Source organism: Streptomyces sp. sk2.1 (assembly GCF_008120935.1).
Classification (GTDB): Bacteria; Actinomycetota; Actinomycetes; order Streptomycetales; family Streptomycetaceae; genus Streptomyces.
Map to the genome: position 1 here is coordinate 565,613 of NZ_RDBO01000077.1, position 16,776 is coordinate 582,388.

Consider the following 16,776-nt stretch of genomic DNA (forward strand, 5'->3'; position numbering starts at 1 on the left):
ATGCATGTCCCGACCGACCGACCCGGCAGACCAGGCCCCCGATGCCAACGGCGCCTACGCCGCGCCGTCGCACGACCCCGTCGCCGAACGCTTCATGGCGATGACCGACGTGATCACCCCGAACGCCGTCCGGGTCGCCGCCACCCTGGGCCTGGCCGATCTGGTGCACCAGGGGGTGAACCGGCTGGACGACCTGGCCGACCGCACGTCCACCGACCGCGACGCGCTCGGCGAGATGATGCGCCACCTGGCCGTCCAGGGCCTGTTCGAGCAGCCCGAGCCGGGCGTCTACGCGCCGACGGAGCTCTCCCGCTGGATCGAGAGCGACCACCCCGTCGGAATGCGCGAGTTCCTCGACCTGGACAGCCCGATGGGCCGCCCGCAGCGCGCCTTCGCCAGCCTGCTGCACAGCATCCGCACCGGCGGTCCCGCCTACGCCGAGGTGTACGGCAGGACCTACTGGGAGGACCTGGACGCCCACCCCGAGCTGAGCCGGGCGTTCAACGCGAAGATGGCCAAGCAGGTCTCCGAGATCTCCGCGGACGTCGCCAAGACCTACGAGTGGGACCGGGTCGGGCACGTGGTCGACGTCGGCGGCGGCACCGGCACCCTGCTGTCCGAGGTGCTCGCCGCGCACCCCGCGCTGCGCTCGACCCTCGTCGACCTGCCCGCCGCGTCCGGCGGCGCCGGACAGCTGCTGGCCGCCGCGGGCGTCGCCGACCGGTGCGAGATCGTGCCCGGCAGCTTCTTCGAGCCGCTGCCCGCGGGCGCGGACGTGTACGTGCTGTCGACGATCCTGCACGACTGGAGCGACGACGCCTCCCGCAGGATCCTGCGCCGCTGCGCCGAGGCTGCCGGGGACCACGGCAAGGTCCTCGTCGTGGAGCACCTGATCCAGCCCGAGATCCGGCAGGGCATCTCCACCCTCAACCTGATCCTGCTGGCCACGCTCGGCGGCAAGGAACGCTCCCTCGACGAGTACGGGGAGCTCGCCACCACCGCGGGCCTGGAGGTCCTGAGGACCATCGAGCTGCCCTCCGGACGCTCGCTGCTGGAGCTCGGCCGCCGCGCATGAACGATCTGGTGTTCGCGCTGGCCGGGACCGTCGGGGTGGTGACGCTGGCCATAGGCATGGCCGTCGGCGCACGCCGGCTGCTCGGCCTGCGCGTCGGCACCCTGCGCATGGTCCTGGCCGCGCTGGTCGGTTTCACCACCGCCGTGTTCTTCGGGAACATGGTCCAGCCGCCGATGGAGCGGGGGGTGCTCGCCACCGTCATGGTGGGCATCTCCGTCTTCGTCACGATGGCCTTCCTCGTCCTGGCCGAGGTCGTCATGCCGGACCGTTCGCGGCCCGTGGCCTGGACCAGGCGACTGCGCAGACGCATCATGCGCACCCACCGCTACGCGCAGATCGGGGTGATCCTGGCCCGGCACGGCCTGGCCCCCTTCCTGCGGCGCAAGGACCGCAGCCGGTCGGGCCGGCCCGACCGGCTCGCCCGGTCCCTGCGCCTGGCCATCGAGGAGGGCGGGGTCACCTTCGTCAAGCTCGGGCAGCTCATGTCGACCCGGCCGGACGCGATCCCGCGGGAGTTCACCGAGGAACTCAGCAAGCTCCAGTGCCAGGTGCCGCCGTCGCCCTGGGCCGACGTCCACCAGGTGCTGGTCGACGAACTGGGCGGCCTGGTGGACTCGGAGTTCGCCGAGTTCGACCCCGAGCCGATGGCCGCCGGCTCGATCGCCCAGGTGCACGAGGCCCGGCTGCGCTCCGGCGCCAAGGTCGTGATCAAGATCCAGCGGCCCGGCATCCACCAGGTCGTGGAGCGCGACCTGGACATCATGAGCCGGATCGCGGCCAAGCTGGAGGACCGCGCCGACTGGGCGCGGGCCATCGGAACGGTCACCCTGGCCGCCGGGTTCGCCACGGCACTGCGCGAGGAGCTCGACTTCCAGGTCGAGTCCCGCAACATGACGGCCATCAAGGCCGCCGCGGCCGAGGCCGGCACCGAGGTGTGCGTGCCCGGCCTGCACGAGAAGCTCTGCACCAAGCGGGTCCTCGTCATGGAGTGGCTGGACGGGGTGCCCCTGGGCGAGGCCGGTCCCGCCATCGAGGAGCGGGGGCTGGACCGGGGGAAGCTCGCGGGCGTCCTGCTCGACTGCATGATGCGCCAGACCATGATGCACGGCGTCTTCCACTGCGACCCGCACCCCGGCAACGTCCTGCTGCTCGACGACGGGCGGCTGGCCCTCCTGGACTTCGGCGTGGTGGGCCGGCTCGACGCCAAGGCCCGCGGCGCGCTGCGCGATCTGATGCTCGCGGTCAAGCGGGAGGACCGGGAGGCGCTGTGCGACGCGCTGCTCGACCTCGTCGTGCGCCACGACGACCTGGACGAGCAGGAACTGGAGCGCGAACTCGGCGATTTCGTCGCCCTGTTCCTCACCGCGGGCTCCTCCCCCGACCTGGAGATGTTCGCGGGACTGTTCCGGCTGATCGCCTCGCACGGGCTGTCGGTGCCGCCCCAGATCGCCGGGGTGTTCCGGATGCTCACCACCCTGCACGGCACCCTGATGCAACTGGCGCCCGGCTTCGACGTCATCGCCGAGTCCCGGGAACTGGTCGCCGGGTACTACACCGAGCGGCTGCAGCCCTCCTCGCTGCGCGCCTCCGCGGGCGAGAACCTGCTCAGCATGATCTCGATGCTGGGCAAGGTGCCCAGACGCCTCGACCGGATCACCGGGGCCCTGGAACAGGGCCGGCTGGGCGTCACCGTCCGGCTGGGCGCCCGGGAGCGGGACCGCAGGCTCGTCACGGGGCTCGTGCACCTGACGCTGCTCACGGTGCTCGCCGCGGCCTTCGGGATCATGGCGGTCATCCTGCTCAACACCAGCAACGGCCCGCTCATCACGCCCACCCTGAGCCTGCTGCACGTCTTCGGCTACAACCTGCTGGTCGTCAGCTCCGTACTGGGCCTGCGCGTCCTCGTGCGGGTGTTCCGGGGCGAGTCCTGACCCCCGTGCGCACCGCCGTCCCCGTACCGCCGTCCACGAACGAACCGAAGCGAACCGAACCGAACCGCATTCGAGCGAACCTCTGACTGGAGGAGTCCCATGAAGTCGACCGACCGCAAGCGCTGGGGAGTTCCCGGCGGTCCCGATCTCCTGGACCTGGTACCGGACCTGCTGGACCAGTTCGCGGACGGGCTGTACCGGCCCCACGGCCAGGGGCTGCGCGGGACGGTGCTGCTGCTGCTCGCCGACGGGCCGCGCACCGGGGCCGCCCTGATCGAGGAGGCCGCGCGCCGGCCGGGCGTGCGGCCCACCGCCGACGAGGTGTACCCGCTGCTCCAACAGCTCGCCGACGAGGGCCTGGTGACGTCCGAGGGACAGGACGGGCCGCGCACGTACACGCTCACCGAGAAGGGCCGGGCGGCCGTGCCGGACGGGAAGTCCGACGCCACCGCCGGCCGTCCCGGACCCGGCGGCCGGACCATGGAGGCGCACCGGCTGATGGGCGATGTGGTCATGGCCGCGGGGCGGCTCGCGTGGTCGGGCGACGAACGGAAGATGGAGCGCGCGTCCGAGGTGCTGGCCGAGGCGCGCCGCAAGCTGTACGCGCTGCTGGCCGAGGACTGACGACCACCGGGCCCACGGGTACGGGCACGGGCACACGGAAACACGGAGCGGCCGGAACGCGGGTGAACTCCCCGCGCCCCGGCCGCTTTCCGCTGCCCGGGGCACTCCGGAGACCGCCGGTGAACCCGGCGCATCCCGGCGCGCGAGGGGGCGCACAGCGGCCGTACGGGGACGGCCCCCGCCGCCACCGCGCACGTACGGCGAGGAGAGCCCTGCCGTCGCCGCTGCCGCGCCGAGCCGCGACGAGGTCGCCACCGCGCACGTACGGCGGGGAGAGCCGCCCCCGGCCCGCGCACGCCCTGCCGCGCGTGCCCCGCGCCGCACGGCAAGGACCGCCCCGCGCGCACGGCAAGGGCCGCCGTGCGGCGCCCGGTGGTGGGTGCGTCGCACGGCGGCCCTTGCGTGGCCGGCCGTGACGGCGGGTCGGCCGTCACGGCCGGCCGTTCGGCACGGTCAGCCGGACGTGCCGACGGACTCCTTCGCGCGAGGCGTCTCGTCCGGGGAGGCCGACCGGTCGTGGTCGTGGTCCTTGCCGCCGGGCCACCAGGCCTTGCGGCCCAGCAGCGCGGTGACCGCGGGCACCAGGAGCATCGCCATGACGAACGCGGTGAGCAGGATGCCGAAGGCCACCGCGAAGCCCATCTGCTGGAGCATGGTGTTCTCGGCCAGCAGGAGCACCCCGAACGTGCCCGCCAGGATGACGGCGGCGGCACCGATCGTCGACGCGGAGCTGACGATCGCGTGGCGGGTGGCCTCGGCCGGACTGATGCCCCGCCGGACCTCCTCGCGCAGTCGGGCGATCATCAGGATGTTGTAGTCCGTCCCGATCGCCACGACGAACAGGTAGAGGATCACCGGCAGGGTGAACAGCAGCCCGCTCTCGCCCTTGAGGTCCTGGAAGAGCCACACGGTGGACCCCAGGGTCGCGGCGAAGCCCAGGCCGACGGCGAGCATCAGGTACCAGGGGGCCACGACGCTGCGGAGCAGCAGGCCGAGGATGATCATGATGGCCAGTCCGGCGGCCGGGAAGACCAGCGAGTAGTCGTGGTTGACGGCGTCCTGGACGTCGGCCATCACCCCGCTGGTGCCGCCGACCAGTGCCTCCGTGCCCTTGGGCGCCGAGGCGTGCGCGGCGTCGCGCAGCGGACCCGAGACCAGCTCGATGGCCTGGTCACCGGTCGGCCGGTAGTCGATCATCACGGCGATCTGGGCGACGTCGCCCTTCGGGCTCGTCACCGGCGGGGCGACCGTGCCGACGCCGTCGACCGCGGCCAGCTCCTTCGCGTACGCACCGAGCCCGGCCTGGTCCAGCTTGCTGCCGTCGTCCGTGTGGACCAGCACCCAGACCGGGTCGGTCTGGCCGGCGGCGAAGCCGCGCTGGAGGTCCTCCATCGCCCGGACGGACTCCAGCTCCTTCGGCAGCGAACTGCCGCTGTCGAAGATCGGGTTGAAGCTGAGGGAGCCCACCGCGAGAACGGCGAGCAGCCCGGCCGAACCCGCGGCGACCACACCGGGACGGCGCCCGATGAGCGTGCCGACGCGCTGCGAGAGCCGGTGCTCGGGCTGCTTGCGCCAGGCCTTGGAGGGCCAGAACACCTTGGTGCCGAGGAGCGAGAAGACCGCGGGCACGAGGGTGAGCGCCGCCACGAGGGTCACGCCGACGGAGATGGCCAGGGCGGGGCCCATGGCGCGGAACATGCCCAGGCTGGACAGCAGCAGGGCGAGGAACGCGACGATGACCGCGCCCGCGGCGGAGGCGATGGTCTCGCCGACCTTGCCGACCGCGTCCGCCATGGCCTGCTTCGGCTCCTGGCCGGTCCGCAGGTGCTCCCGGTAGCGGAAGAGCAGGAACAGCAGGTAGTCGGTCCCGACCCCGAACAGCACGACGATCAGGATGGACGAGATCGACGCGTCGGTCTTCAGACCGCCGAGCTCGGACACGGTCGCGATCAGGCCGTTGGCGACCATGAAGACGACCGAGATCACGATCAGCGGCAGGAACGCGATCAGCGGGCTGCGGAAGATGGCGAGCAGCAGCACCACGATGAGCGCCATCGTCGCCATCATGATCATCGCGTCGGTGTTGCCGGAGGACTGCATGGTGTCCACCGCGGTGGCCGTCTGGCCCGTGATGCCCATGCTCAACGAGGTGGACTTGAGCAGCGGCTTGACCTGCTTGCGCAGCTCCTCGACCGACTTCATCAGGTCCGCGTCGTAGGGGTCCTTCGAGGTGGCCAGGATGCTGGCCAGGGCGATCTTCCCGTTGGCGGAGACCGACTGCGGATTGGTCTCGATCCGCTTGATCTTCTTCAGGCCCGCCTTGTCCAGACCGGCCACGACCTCGACCACGTCGGCCTTGTCGGCAGCCGTCAGAGGAGCCTTGTCCTTGCGCTGGAAGACCGCGATGGAGGCGGGCTGCTCCTGCTGCGGGAAGGCGCGTTCCTGCACCTTTCCGACCTGGACCGACTCGTAGTGCGACGGCAGGAAGTCGGCCTGGTCATTGGTCGGCTTCAGCTGGGGAGCGAGGGATATCAGGGCGGCGGCCGCAATCACCCAGGCGAGAATGGTCAGCCATGGATGCTTGACGGCGGACTGCCCGATCCTTCCGAACATGAGACTCCTTCGGTGCGTCTTTCCAGGGGGCCCTTGATTCTCGGTGCGCGACGTTCCCCGCCTCCTGCCGCGCGGATACATGTGGCAGCAACCTGCCGCATGAATCCGGAACATGCGGGAGGGGCACCCCTGCGCACACCGGCGGAATCGGCGTGGCAGGAAGATGACAGGGAGTGCATCAAGCGGCCAGCGGTGTTGCCGGGGCCGGAGCGGGAATCGGATGCTCGTGCGATGAACTCGCACTCCTGCTCGTACCGGTCCGTGGTCGCCCGTCCGACGGGCGAGGTGAGGGCATGACCGTCACGGTGCCGGCGGGATCCGAAATGCTCGCCCATCTCGCCCTCGGCGAGCCGGAGTTCGAGAACAGGATCACCGAGTCCCTGGCCGCCGCCGAGAAGCGGCTGCTGGACTGCGTGTCGAGCGCTCCCGACCCGAGGGTCGCCGCGCTCACGAGCCATCTCGCCGCCGCGGGCGGCAAGCGGCTGAGACCGTTGCTGGTGCTGCTCGGCGCCGAGTTCGGCGAACCGTTCCGCGACGGGGTCACCGAGGCCGCCGTCATAGCCGAACTCGTCCACATCTCCTCGCTCTACCACGACGACGTGATGGACGGGGCGACGATGCGGCACGGCGTGGACAGCGTCAACGCGCGCTGGGGCGAACGGCTCGCGGTGGCCGGCGGGAACTGGCTGCTCGCCCGCGCGGCCCGGCTCGCCTCCGAACTGGGTCCGGAGGCCGTGCGCTACAACGCCGAGATCGCGAGCAGACTGGTCGCGGGACAGCTGGGGGAGTTGACCGGGCCGGCCCCGGACGAGGACCCGGTCGCGCACTTCTTCGAGGTGACCGAGGGCAAGACCGCCGCGCTGTTCTCCATGGCGACGGCGATCGGCGGGCTCCAGGCCGGGGCCCCGGACGGATTCGTGCGCGCCCTCGCGGAGTACGGCAACCAGCTCGGCGTCGCGTTCCAGATATCCGACGACCTGCTCGACCTGGCCGCCCCCGCCGCCCTCACCGGCAAGGAGCAGGGCAAGGACCTCGTGGCGGGCGTGCCCAGCCTGCCGGTGCTCCTGGCCCTGGAGGACGACAGCCCGGAGGGTGCCGAACTGCGGGCGCTGCTGGCGGACGGCCCGGTCGAGGAGGACGGGGCCAGACGACGCGCCCTGGAGCTCTTCCGGTCCTCCTCCGCGCCCGCCCGGGCGCGCGACCTCCTGCACCGGCGACTGGATCTGGCCAGGGCGGCGCTGGAGTCGCTGCCGCGGTGCCCGTCCCGCCGGGCGCTCGACGCGCTGTGCGGTTACGTGGCCCTGCGCACCGGCTGAACAGGGCAGAGACGACAAAGGAGTTGGTCATGCCGCAGGACACCGCTGCCCATTTCGACCGCGTCGGCGAACTCGCCGCCATCCGCGAAGAGGTGCTCCGGGGCCCCGACCGGGCGACCGAGGCGCAGCACGCCAAGGGGAAGCTGACGGCGCGTGAGCGGATCGGTCTGCTGCTGGATGCGGGTTCGTTCCGTGAGGTCGAGCAGTTGCGCCGGCACCGGGCGACGGGTTTCGGTCTGGAGGAGAAGAAGCCCTACACCGACGGTGTGGTCACCGGCTGGGGGACGGTGGAGGGGCGCACGGTCTTCGTGTACGCGCACGACTTCCGGATCTTCGGCGGCGCGCTGGGCGAGGCGCACGCCACGAAGATCCACAAGATCATGGACATGGCGATCGCGGCGGGTGCGCCGCTGGTGTCGCTGAACGACGGTGCCGGTGCCCGTATCCAGGAGGGCGTCTCGGCGCTGGCCGGCTACGGCGGGATCTTCCAGCGCAACACGAGGGCCTCGGGCGTGATCCCGCAGATCAGCGTGATGCTCGGCCCCTGCGCGGGCGGCGCCGCCTACAGCCCCGCGCTGACGGACTTCGTGTTCATGGTCCGCGAGACCTCGCAGATGTTCATCACCGGCCCGGACGTCGTCAAGGCGGTCACGGGCGAGGAGATCACCCAGAACGGCCTGGGCGGCGCCGACGTCCACGCCGAGACCTCCGGCGTCGCACACTTCGCGTACGACGACGAGGAGACCTGCATCGCCGAGGTCCGCTACCTCATCGGCATGCTCCCCTCCAACAACCGCGAGAACCCGCCCACCGCCCCCGGCGGCGACCCGGCCGACCGCCGCGGCGACACGCTTCTGAGCCTGGTCCCGGCCGACGGATCCCGTCCCTACGACATGCGCACCGTCATCGAGGAGATCGTCGACGACGGGGAGCACATGGAGGTCCACGAGCGCTGGGCGACCAGCGTCGTCTGCACCCTGGCCCGGATGGACGGGAAGGTAGTCGGGATCGTCGCGAACCAGCCGCAGTCGTTCGCGGGCGTCCTGGACATCCACTCCTCGGAGAAGGCCGCCCGCTTCGTCCAGTTCTGCGACGCGTTCAACATCCCCCTGGTCACCCTCGTCGACGTCCCCGGCTTCCTGCCCGGCGTCGACCAGGAACACGGCGGGATCATCCGGCACGGCGCGAAGCTGCTGTACGCGTACTGCAACGCCACCGTCCCGCGGGTCCAGGTCATCCTGCGCAAGGCGTACGGGGGCGCCTACATCGTGATGGACTCCCGTTCCATCGGGGCGGATCTGTCCTTCGCGTGGCCGTCGAACGAGATCGCGGTGATGGGTGCCGAGGGCGCCGCCAACGTGGTCTTCCGCCGGCAGATCGCGGCGTCCGACGACCCGGAGGCGACACGCGGCCTGCTGGTCAAGGAGTACAAGGCCGAGCTGATGCACCCGTACTACGCGGCCGAACGCGGTCTGGTCGACGACGTCATCGACCCCGCAGAGACCCGCGAGGTCCTGATCGCCTCGCTCGACATGCTCCGCAACAAGCACGCCGACCTGCCGTCCCGCAAGCACGGCAACCCGCCGGCCTGAGGACCCGTCGGGCGACCGCCCGACGCGGTCCGGCACCGGCCGGGCACGCGGTCCGGCACCGGCCGGGCACGCGGTCCGGCACCGGCCGGGCACCACGAGACAGCGAGTGGAGGAAGCATGACGAACGCTCCGAAGGACCCGCGGGGGCCCGCACCGGTGAAGGTCGTCAGCGGTGCGCCCACGCCCGAGGAACTCGCCGCCGTCACGGTGGTCCTCACGGCCCTTCAGGGCGGCGGGGACGGGGTCCCGGAGCCGGGGCCGACCGCCGCGACCTGGAGACATGCCGGGAGCCGGGGCTTCCCGCCGGCCTCCTGGATGGCCGCGAAGTAGCGCGGGCCCCGGGGCTCCGGCGATGACGGGAGCGCGGTGGTGGAACCCGAGTGCGCCGGAGTGCGACGGTGCGCCCGGGATGATCGGGGCCGGGCGCGGGGGCAGGGCGTACGGAGGCGCCGAGCAGGTGGTTGACCGAGGCAAGCGCCATCCCGGCGGCGCGTGCCGGGCGGTCGTGCGCCCCCGCCACGGTGTCCACCCGTTCGTGCGCGCGGTCATACACCCGTACGCCCCACGTGTCGATGCCGACGATAGTTCACCCCGATTATCGGGTATGTGCTGATTAGTCCTCGCAGACGAGGCGTTCTTCTTTGCTGGTCTTGGGAAGTGATCGGCGTGATCGACACCGCAGGCGACAGCGCCGAGTGGACCTTCCCGGCTGTGCCGGGCGCCGTCCGATCCGCGCGGCACGCGGTTCACGAGACACTGAGCGCCTGGGGACTCGACGCCGGTGTCGCCGATGTGACGGTTCTGCTGGTCAGTGAGTTGGTGACCAACTCCATGCGGTATACATCGGGTCCCATCGGCGTACGGTTGCTGAGGCCGGACCCCGACGGCGGCGGGCCCGCCGCCCGGCCCGGACTGCTGGTGGAGGTGTCCGATCCGCTTCCGGATCCGCCCACCGAACGCGCGGCGGGGCCCGACGACGAGGGCGGCAGGGGACTGCAGCTCGTGGCCTGCACGGCACGGCGCTGGGGGACCAGGCAGGGAAAGACCGGCAAGACGGTGTGGTTCGAGCTGGCCCTGCCTGGTTAGGAGTGGGGTGGGAAGCACAGCGATCACGGAGGTCCGAAGGAACCTGGACGAAAGGGACTGAGACCGTGCTGTGATCGTGAACGCCGTGTCGGAAGAGGCCGCAGTGCTGAATACTGCGGGCAGGACCGGTCCGGTGTGTGAGCTGGAGGGGACGGTCGCGTGAGCGAAATACCTGGGACGGCGGGCGATGTCATGTGGCAGACAAGCCCGCCCGGCTCGATCTATGACTACATCAGAGTCGCCTCCTTCTCGATCGGCCCCGACGGCCTGATCGAGCAGTGGAGTCGCCGGGCCGCCGGTCTCTTCGGCATTGCCGCGGACAAGGCCGTGGGCATGGACCCGGTCGAGGCGTTCCTGCCCGACGGGCTGCACGGCGACGGCCGGCGCCGGATCGAGGAGATCCTCGACGGCCGGGAGTGGACGGGCCTGGTCCCCTTCCGGATGCCGGACGAGGACACCGTGCACGGCCTCGCCGAGATCTACGTGATGCCGAGCGAGACGGAACACGGGGAACGGGCCGCGATCTGCATCGTCGTGGACGTCCGGGCCCTGCGCCGCATCGAGACGGACCTCGCCGCCTCACAGGCCATATTCGGCCAGTCCCCCTTCGGCTTCGTACTGTTCGGCACCGACCTCACGGTGATCCGGGCCAACCAGCGCTTCGCCACCGTCTTCGGCGGCCGGGCCGACGACCACCGCGGCCGCACCGTCGAGGACTACCTCTCCCGCCCCGAGGCCGACCGGCTCACCGCCAGCCTCGAACGCGTCCTGGAGACCGGCACGTCCGTCACCGACCTCCAGCTCGTCGGCACCGCCCCCGGCGAACCCGGCAGCCGGTACTGGTCGGTGAACCTCTACCGGGTGCACAGCGGTTCCGGCCGCCCCGTCGGCATCGCCGGACTCGCCACCGACGTCACCCGCAGGCACATCGCCGCCCGCGAGGCCGCCAGCGCCCGCCGCAACCTCGCCCTGCTCAACGAGGCCAGCGCCCGCATCGGCAACTCCCTCGACCTGGAGACCACCGCCCGCGAACTCCTCGACGTCGCCGTGCCCGGCTTCTGCGACCTCGCCTCCGTCGACCTGTACCAGGGGATGCTGACCGGCGACGACGCCCCGCCCGGCAGCTGGGACTCGCTCCGTCAGGAATCCGTCGGAGGCTCCGCGGAGCTGCGCCGGGTCGCCCTGGCCAGCGCCGTGTCGGACGCCCTGCCGGAGACCGACGCGGCCGACGGGCCCGCGCTCGGCGCCGTGCACCGCTTCTCGTTCAACTCGCCCTGCGCCATCGCCCTGCGCACCGGCCGCGTCGAGGACGTCCCCGGCGACGACCGGGGCTTCGTGCAGTCCACGCTCGCCGTGCCGATGGTCGCCCACGACACGGTGGTCGGCCTGGTGCGGTTCTCCCGCACCAAGGGCAGCGAGCCCTTCGGCGAACGGGACCGGGCACTGGCCACCGAACTCGCCGCCCGCGCCGCGGTCTGCATCGACAACGCCCGCCTCTACCGGCGCGAGCACGAACGCGCGCTGATCCTCCAGCGCAGCCTGCTGCCCCCCGGCGACCCGGTGGCCGCCGGACTCGACATCGCCTGCCGCTACCTCCCCGGGAACACGGCCACCGAGGTGGGCGGCGACTGGTTCGACGTCATCGAACTCCCCGGCCACCGCACCGCCCTCGTCGTCGGCGACGTCATGGGCCGCGGACTGCGGGCCGCCGTGGCGATGGGCGAACTGCGCACCGCCGTACGGACCCTGGCCCTGCTGGACCTGGAACCCGCCGAGGTGCTCTCCGCACTCGACGAGGTCGCCCGCGGACTGGGCACCTCAGGCGGCTCCGGTCCGTCCCGCGGCGGCTCCCAGTGGCCCTCCCGGGCCGCCCACAAGTCCCGCGAGGCGGACCTCTCCGAGGTCTACCTGGCGACCTGCGTGTACGCGGTCTACGACCCGGTCGCCCGGCGGTGCACCTTCGCCAACGCCGGTCACCTCCCGCCCGCCGTGGCCGAACCCGGCCGGCCCGCCACGCTGCTCGACGTCCCGCCGGGGATGCCGCTCGGCGTCGGCGGCGAACCCTTCGAGGAGGTCGAGATCGAGCTGAAGGAGGGCTCCCTGCTCGCCCTCTACACCGACGGCCTCGTGGAATCCCGTCACCACCCGCTCGACGAGGGGCTGGACGCCCTGCGCGGAGCGCTCGTGGAACCCGAACGGCCCGTCGAGGACATCTGCGACCGGGTGCTGTCCACCCTCGACACCCGGCACGGCGAGGACGACATCGCCCTGCTGGTGGCCCGTGTCCAGGGGCTGGCGGACGACGCGGTCGGCGACTGGGTGCTGCCCCGCGAACCCCGCTCCGTCGGCCGCGCCCGCGAACTGGCCCGGGGCCGGCTCCTCGCCTGGGACCTGGACGAACTGGTCGACACCACCGAACTGCTGGTCAGCGAGCTGGTCACCAACGCCCTGCGGTACGGCGAGGGCGAGATCAGGCTCCGGCTGCTGCGCGACCGCACCCTGGTGTGCGAGGTGTGGGACGCGGGCCTGGTCCAGCCGCGCCGCCGACGGGCGCGCGACACGGACGAGGGCGGCCGCGGCCTCCAGCTGGTCGGGCTGATGAGCGTGGCCTGGGGCTCGCGGCGGACCCCGCGCGGCAAGACCGTCTGGTTCGAACTGGCCCTGCCCGACGGGAAGCCGCCCGCCGAACTCTCGGTGGAGCAGCTGCTGAGCATGTACTGAGAGCGCGCCCGGCGGCAGCAGGCCCCGGGCCGCCCTCAGGCCGCCCTCAGGCCGCCTTCAGGCCGCCTTCAGCGCGGCGAGCCGGGCCTCGATCTCGGCGCTGTCGCCCAGCGCGTCCAACTGCTCGAACTGGGCGTCCAGGGACGACGCGGCGAGCTCCTGCCCGCCCAGCGCCCTCGCCTCCTCGCGCCGCACCTTGTCCTCGAACCGGCCGAGTTCGCCGGCCGGGTCGAGCACGTCGACGCCCTTGACGGCGTCCGTCATCCGGTTCTGTGCCTCGGCGGTCTTCGCACGGGCCACGAGCTCGTCCCGCTTGTCCCGCAGCTCCGTCAGCTTGTCCCGCATCCGGTCCAGGCCGGAGCGGAGCCGGTCCACGACCTCGGTCTGCGCGGCGATGACCGGTTCCGCCGTCTCCGCCTCCTTCTCCGACCGGAGCTGACGGCCCAGCGCCACCTTGGCCAGGTTGTCGAACCTGTCCGCCTCCGCCCCGGCCCCGGCCGCCCGCAGCTCGTCCGCCTTGCGGCTCGCGGCGAGCGCCTTGCCGCCCCACCCGTGGGCCGCGTCCACGTCCTCCCGGTGGTCCTGCTCCATCAGCCGCAGGTTGCCGATGGTCGTGGCGACCGCCTGCTCGGCCTCCGCGATGTTGGCCGTGTAGTCGCGGATCAGCTGGTCCAGCATCTTCTGCGGGTCCTCGGCCTGGTCGAGCAGCGCGTTGATGTTGGCCCTCGCCAGCTGGGCGACCCGGCCGAGAACGGTCTGCTTGGTCATGGTGCCTCTCCTCGGTGCGTGTACGTGCACGTGTACGTGTCGCGTGTGCGCGGACCCCGGGCGGGACCGCCCGGTCCGCCGGCTCAGAAGCGGCCCCCGCCGCCGCGCCGCTCCCGCGCTGCGCCCCCGGATCGCCCGCATCCTGGCGACCGCCGACTGGTCCCACTACTATACTAGGCCGAGGTGGCGGCCTGCCCCGGGGCATGTGCGCGACCCGTCGGACGCGATCCGCTCCGGGGCGCGGGCGCGCCCCGCCCTGCCCCGCCCCTCGCCGGGCCGCGGGGCGGGTCCGCTCCTCCGCACGGGTGAGGTTGCGGGGTGCGGCGCCGTGTCTGCGCCGCCTCGCGCGCGGGGGCGCATTCAGTGGGGGGACGAAAACAGTGTGATCAACTGCATATGCCACCAAAAATGCACAATTCGGCCCACTCGGGTGCGGGTGAGCCGGGCCGGCCCCGGAGGTATCAGCCATGTCCCACGTCGGCGTCCCGCGCGGGACGGCCCGCAAGCGCCGCTCGCTCGCACTCCTCACGACGGGCGTGCTGACACTTCCCGTACTGGCGGGCTGCACCTCCGGCGACAGCGGCGGGGCCGTCGGCACCGCCCCCCAGGACGTCGCGGTCGCGGGCCGGAACCTGGTCGCCGAGGGAGGCACCGTCCGCTGGGCGATCGACGCCGTGCCCACCACGCTCAACGCCTTCCAGGCCGACGCCGACGGCGCCACCGCCCGGATCACCGGCGCCCTGCTGCCGCACCTCTTCCCGCTGGACGACAGGGGCAGGCCGCAGCTCGACCCGGACTACCTGGAGTCCGCGAAGGTGATCGAGAGCGAACCCCGGCAGGTGGTGCTCTACCGGCTCAACCAGCAGGCGGTGTGGAGCAACGGCCGGGAGATCGGGGCACCCGACTTCGTCGCCCAGTGGCGGGCGCTGAGCGGCAAGGAATCGGCGTTCTGGACCGCCCGCAACGCGGGCTACGAGCGGATCGAGAAGATCGAGCGCGGCGCCGACGACCTGGAGGTACGGGTCACCTTCGCCAAGCCGTACGCGGACTGGCGCTCGCTGTTCTCCCCGCTGTACCCCAAGGAGGTCACCGGCTCCCCGGACGCCTTCAACGACGGGGCCCGCACCACGCTCAAGGCGACCTCGGGACCGTTCCGGCTGCGCGGCGTGGACAAGGCGAAGGGCGAGGTCGCCCTGGTCCGCGACCCGCGCTGGTGGGGCGACCGGGCCAAGCTGGACACGCTGGTCTTCAAGGCCGTCGGACCGCAGGACCGGACCGGGGCCCTGATCGGCGGGAAGGTGGACGTCGCCGACGTCGACGCCGCGACGGCGCGCCGGATCACCCGGGCCGTCGCCGACCGGGGCGCGGCCGGCCCGCTCGCCCACGGCCCCGGAGCCCCGGCGGGCCCGGCCGCCGCGCTGCGTTCCTGGGCCGTGGCGCACGGCTCCGACCCGAAGGCGGCGGCCGCCGCACAGGCGGCCAGGAAGAGGGACCGGGCCGCCGCCGAGACGTACGCCACCGAGCAGCGCGGGCTGGGCGACTACGTGGTCCGCAAGTCGCTGGAGCCCGCCTACACCCAGCTCGCGCTGAACGGCGAGTCCGGGCCGCTCGCCGACGCCCGGGTGCGCCGTGCGGTCGCCCGCGCCCTGAACCGCCAGGAGATCGCCGACGCCGTGCTCGCCCCGCTCGGCCTGCCCGCCGAGCCGCTCGGCAGCCACCTCGCCCTGGCCGGACAGCCGGGGTACGAGGACGGCAGCGGCGCGCTCGGCGACCATGACACCGAGGAGGCGCAGGCGCTGCTGGCCGACGCGGGCTGGACGCGGGAGGGCGCGGTCGACACGTCCGACGGGACCAAGGCGGGCAGCGAGGCCGACAAGAAGCAGAAGGAAGGGAAGGAGAAGAAGGAGCAGCCCGCGGAGAAAGCGGGGAAGACGGAGAAGGCGGAGAAGGCGGAGAAGGCGGACGCCGCCGAGGGGAAGAACGCCGCCGCCGGGCGCGAGCCCGCCGCGGACGACGGCCTGTACATCGTCGGCGACGACGACAAGTCCGGTGACGGCGACCCGGCGGGCGGCGTCACCCACGTACTGGCCCCCGCCCCCGTGGCCGCGTTCCACAGCTCGGCCCTGCTGCGGCAGGCCGGCTACCTGGGCAGGACCGGGACCTCCGAGGACGTTCCCGCCGGGGCCGCCGCCCGGGACCGGCGGCCGGGCGGCGCCACCGGCGCGTACGCCCCCGCGGGCACCGCGGCCCTCGCCCGCGCGTCCGGCGCGCACGGCGGTCCGTCCGGCGGTCCGCACGGCGGCCCGCTCGGCAAGGACGGCGAGCCGTTGACGCTGCGCTTCGTCCTGCCGTCCGGCCAGGGGGCGGAGCCGCTGCGCGCCGTCGGGGACAGGATCGCGGCGATGCTCGACGCGATCGGCGTCCGCACGGAGATCACCAAGGTCTCCGACGACAGCTACTTCCGGGACCACATCGCGTCCGGCGACTACGACCTGGCGCTGTACTCCTGGCCCGCCACCGCCTACCCGGCCACCGACGACCGCCCGATCTACGCCAAGCCGGTGCCCGCCACCGACGGCTCGCTGCTGGTCGAGCAGAACTACACCCGCGTCGGCACGGACCACATCGACCAGCTCTTCGACCGGGCGGTCTCGGAACTGGACGAGGGGGCGGCCCGGGACCTGATGAAGCAGGCCGACGCCCGGATCTGGGCCGCCGCCGGGTCGATCCCGCTCTACCAGCGCCCGCAGCTCGTGGCGACCGACCGCGAGCTGCTGAACGTCGGCGCCTTCGGCTTCGGCACACCCCACTACCAGAACATCGGTTTCAAGAAACCGCAGGCCGCCGGGGCTCCGGCCGGGAAGAAGAAGTAGCAGGTCAGGGCGGTTCCCAAAAGCTCAGAACTGGCTCAAATTCCTTGCCCGCCGGACCGTCCGGCGGGCAAGGTCGTATCCACCCGTCGACCCGGGTGGCCGCTCGCTCCCCCACTTCCGAGGCCCCCCACCCCGGAGTCCCCGACTCCGGGGTGGGGGGCCTCGGAAGTGGGGGAG

At 72.5% G+C, this 16,776-nt stretch carries 11 protein-coding genes; 9 read left to right on the plus strand and 2 right to left on the minus strand.

All coding sequences use genetic code 11. The annotated features are described in order from the left end of the window. Positions 1 to 4: 4 nt before the first annotated feature. From EAO76_RS29830 to EAO76_RS29840, 3 genes are all read left to right on the plus strand, one after another. Positions 5 to 1,075 (plus strand): methyltransferase, encoded by a 1,071-nt coding sequence (locus EAO76_RS29830; protein ID WP_262375827.1) that lies wholly within the window; start codon positions 5 to 7, stop codon positions 1,073 to 1,075. Continuing rightward, a complete protein-coding gene (locus EAO76_RS29835) occupies positions 1,072 to 3,006 on the plus strand; it encodes an AarF/ABC1/UbiB kinase family protein (protein ID WP_148839004.1) in 1,935 nt (644 codons plus the stop codon). Before EAO76_RS29830 ends, EAO76_RS29835 begins: the two co-directional genes overlap by 4 nt. Before the next feature lie 99 nt (positions 3,007 to 3,105). Beyond that, positions 3,106 to 3,630 (plus strand): PadR family transcriptional regulator, encoded by a 525-nt coding sequence (locus EAO76_RS29840; RefSeq protein WP_148839005.1) that lies wholly within the window; start codon positions 3,106 to 3,108, stop codon positions 3,628 to 3,630. Positions 3,631 to 4,083: 453 nt separating this feature from the next. Here the strand turns inward: EAO76_RS29840 and EAO76_RS29845 are convergent, their stop codons facing one another. Then, positions 4,084 to 6,243, minus strand: coding sequence for an MMPL family transporter (locus tag EAO76_RS29845; RefSeq protein WP_148839006.1), 2,160 nt, complete (start codon positions 6,241 to 6,243; stop codon positions 4,084 to 4,086). 293 nt (positions 6,244 to 6,536) lie between these two features. Between EAO76_RS29845 and EAO76_RS29850 the strand changes: the two genes are divergently transcribed. The 5 genes from EAO76_RS29850 (at position 6,537) to EAO76_RS29870 (ending at position 12,958) form a co-directional block, all read left to right on the plus strand. Continuing rightward, positions 6,537 to 7,559, plus strand: coding sequence for a polyprenyl synthetase family protein (locus EAO76_RS29850; protein WP_148839007.1), 1,023 nt, complete (start codon positions 6,537 to 6,539; stop codon positions 7,557 to 7,559). 29 nt (positions 7,560 to 7,588) lie between these two features. Next, positions 7,589 to 9,151, plus strand: a complete 1,563-nt coding sequence (locus tag EAO76_RS29855) for an acyl-CoA carboxylase subunit beta (protein ID WP_148839008.1) — start codon at positions 7,589 to 7,591, stop codon at positions 9,149 to 9,151. 117 nt (positions 9,152 to 9,268) lie between these two features. After that, positions 9,269 to 9,481, plus strand: coding sequence for an acyl-CoA carboxylase subunit epsilon (locus tag EAO76_RS29860; protein ID WP_148839009.1), 213 nt, complete (start codon positions 9,269 to 9,271; stop codon positions 9,479 to 9,481). A 327-nt stretch (positions 9,482 to 9,808) separates the two neighbouring features. Further along, complete coding sequence (locus tag EAO76_RS29865; RefSeq protein ID WP_148839010.1) at positions 9,809 to 10,237, plus strand: ATP-binding protein; 429 nt, start codon at positions 9,809 to 9,811, stop codon at positions 10,235 to 10,237. 192 nt (positions 10,238 to 10,429) lie between these two features. Then, positions 10,430 to 12,958, plus strand: coding sequence for a SpoIIE family protein phosphatase (locus EAO76_RS29870; protein WP_148840381.1), 2,529 nt, complete (start codon positions 10,430 to 10,432; stop codon positions 12,956 to 12,958). A 57-nt stretch (positions 12,959 to 13,015) separates the two neighbouring features. On the opposite strand, the gene EAO76_RS29875 is transcribed toward EAO76_RS29870, so the two are convergent. Continuing rightward, positions 13,016 to 13,726, minus strand: coding sequence for a PspA/IM30 family protein (locus tag EAO76_RS29875; protein ID WP_148839011.1), 711 nt, complete (start codon positions 13,724 to 13,726; stop codon positions 13,016 to 13,018). Positions 13,727 to 14,193: 467 nt separating this feature from the next. Between EAO76_RS29875 and EAO76_RS29880 the strand changes: the two genes are divergently transcribed. After that, positions 14,194 to 16,599, plus strand: coding sequence for an ABC transporter family substrate-binding protein (locus EAO76_RS29880; RefSeq protein WP_148839012.1), 2,406 nt, complete (start codon positions 14,194 to 14,196; stop codon positions 16,597 to 16,599). Positions 16,600 to 16,776: the final 177 nt, after the last annotated feature.

Bases quoted from the DNA above. Each gene is read 5' to 3' on its own strand.
- EAO76_RS29870 (WP_148840381.1), top strand. From the start codon at position 10,430: ATGTGGCAGACAAGCCCGCCCGGCTCGATCTATGACTACATCAGAGTC.
- EAO76_RS29850 (WP_148839007.1), top strand. From the start codon at position 6,537: ATGACCGTCACGGTGCCGGCGGGATCCGAAATGCTCGCCCATCTCGCC.
- EAO76_RS29880 (WP_148839012.1), top strand. From the start codon at position 14,194: ATGTCCCACGTCGGCGTCCCGCGCGGGACGGCCCGCAAGCGCCGCTCG.
- EAO76_RS29830 (WP_262375827.1), top strand. From the start codon at position 5: ATGTCCCGACCGACCGACCCGGCAGACCAGGCCCCCGATGCCAACGGC.
- EAO76_RS29845 (WP_148839006.1), bottom strand. From the start codon at position 6,243: ATGTTCGGAAGGATCGGGCAGTCCGCCGTCAAGCATCCATGGCTGACC.
- EAO76_RS29875 (WP_148839011.1), bottom strand. From the start codon at position 13,726: ATGACCAAGCAGACCGTTCTCGGCCGGGTCGCCCAGCTGGCGAGGGCC.
- EAO76_RS29860 (WP_148839009.1), top strand. From the start codon at position 9,269: ATGACGAACGCTCCGAAGGACCCGCGGGGGCCCGCACCGGTGAAGGTC.
- EAO76_RS29840 (WP_148839005.1), top strand. From the start codon at position 3,106: ATGAAGTCGACCGACCGCAAGCGCTGGGGAGTTCCCGGCGGTCCCGAT.
- EAO76_RS29835 (WP_148839004.1), top strand. From the start codon at position 1,072: ATGAACGATCTGGTGTTCGCGCTGGCCGGGACCGTCGGGGTGGTGACG.
- EAO76_RS29855 (WP_148839008.1), top strand. From the start codon at position 7,589: ATGCCGCAGGACACCGCTGCCCATTTCGACCGCGTCGGCGAACTCGCC.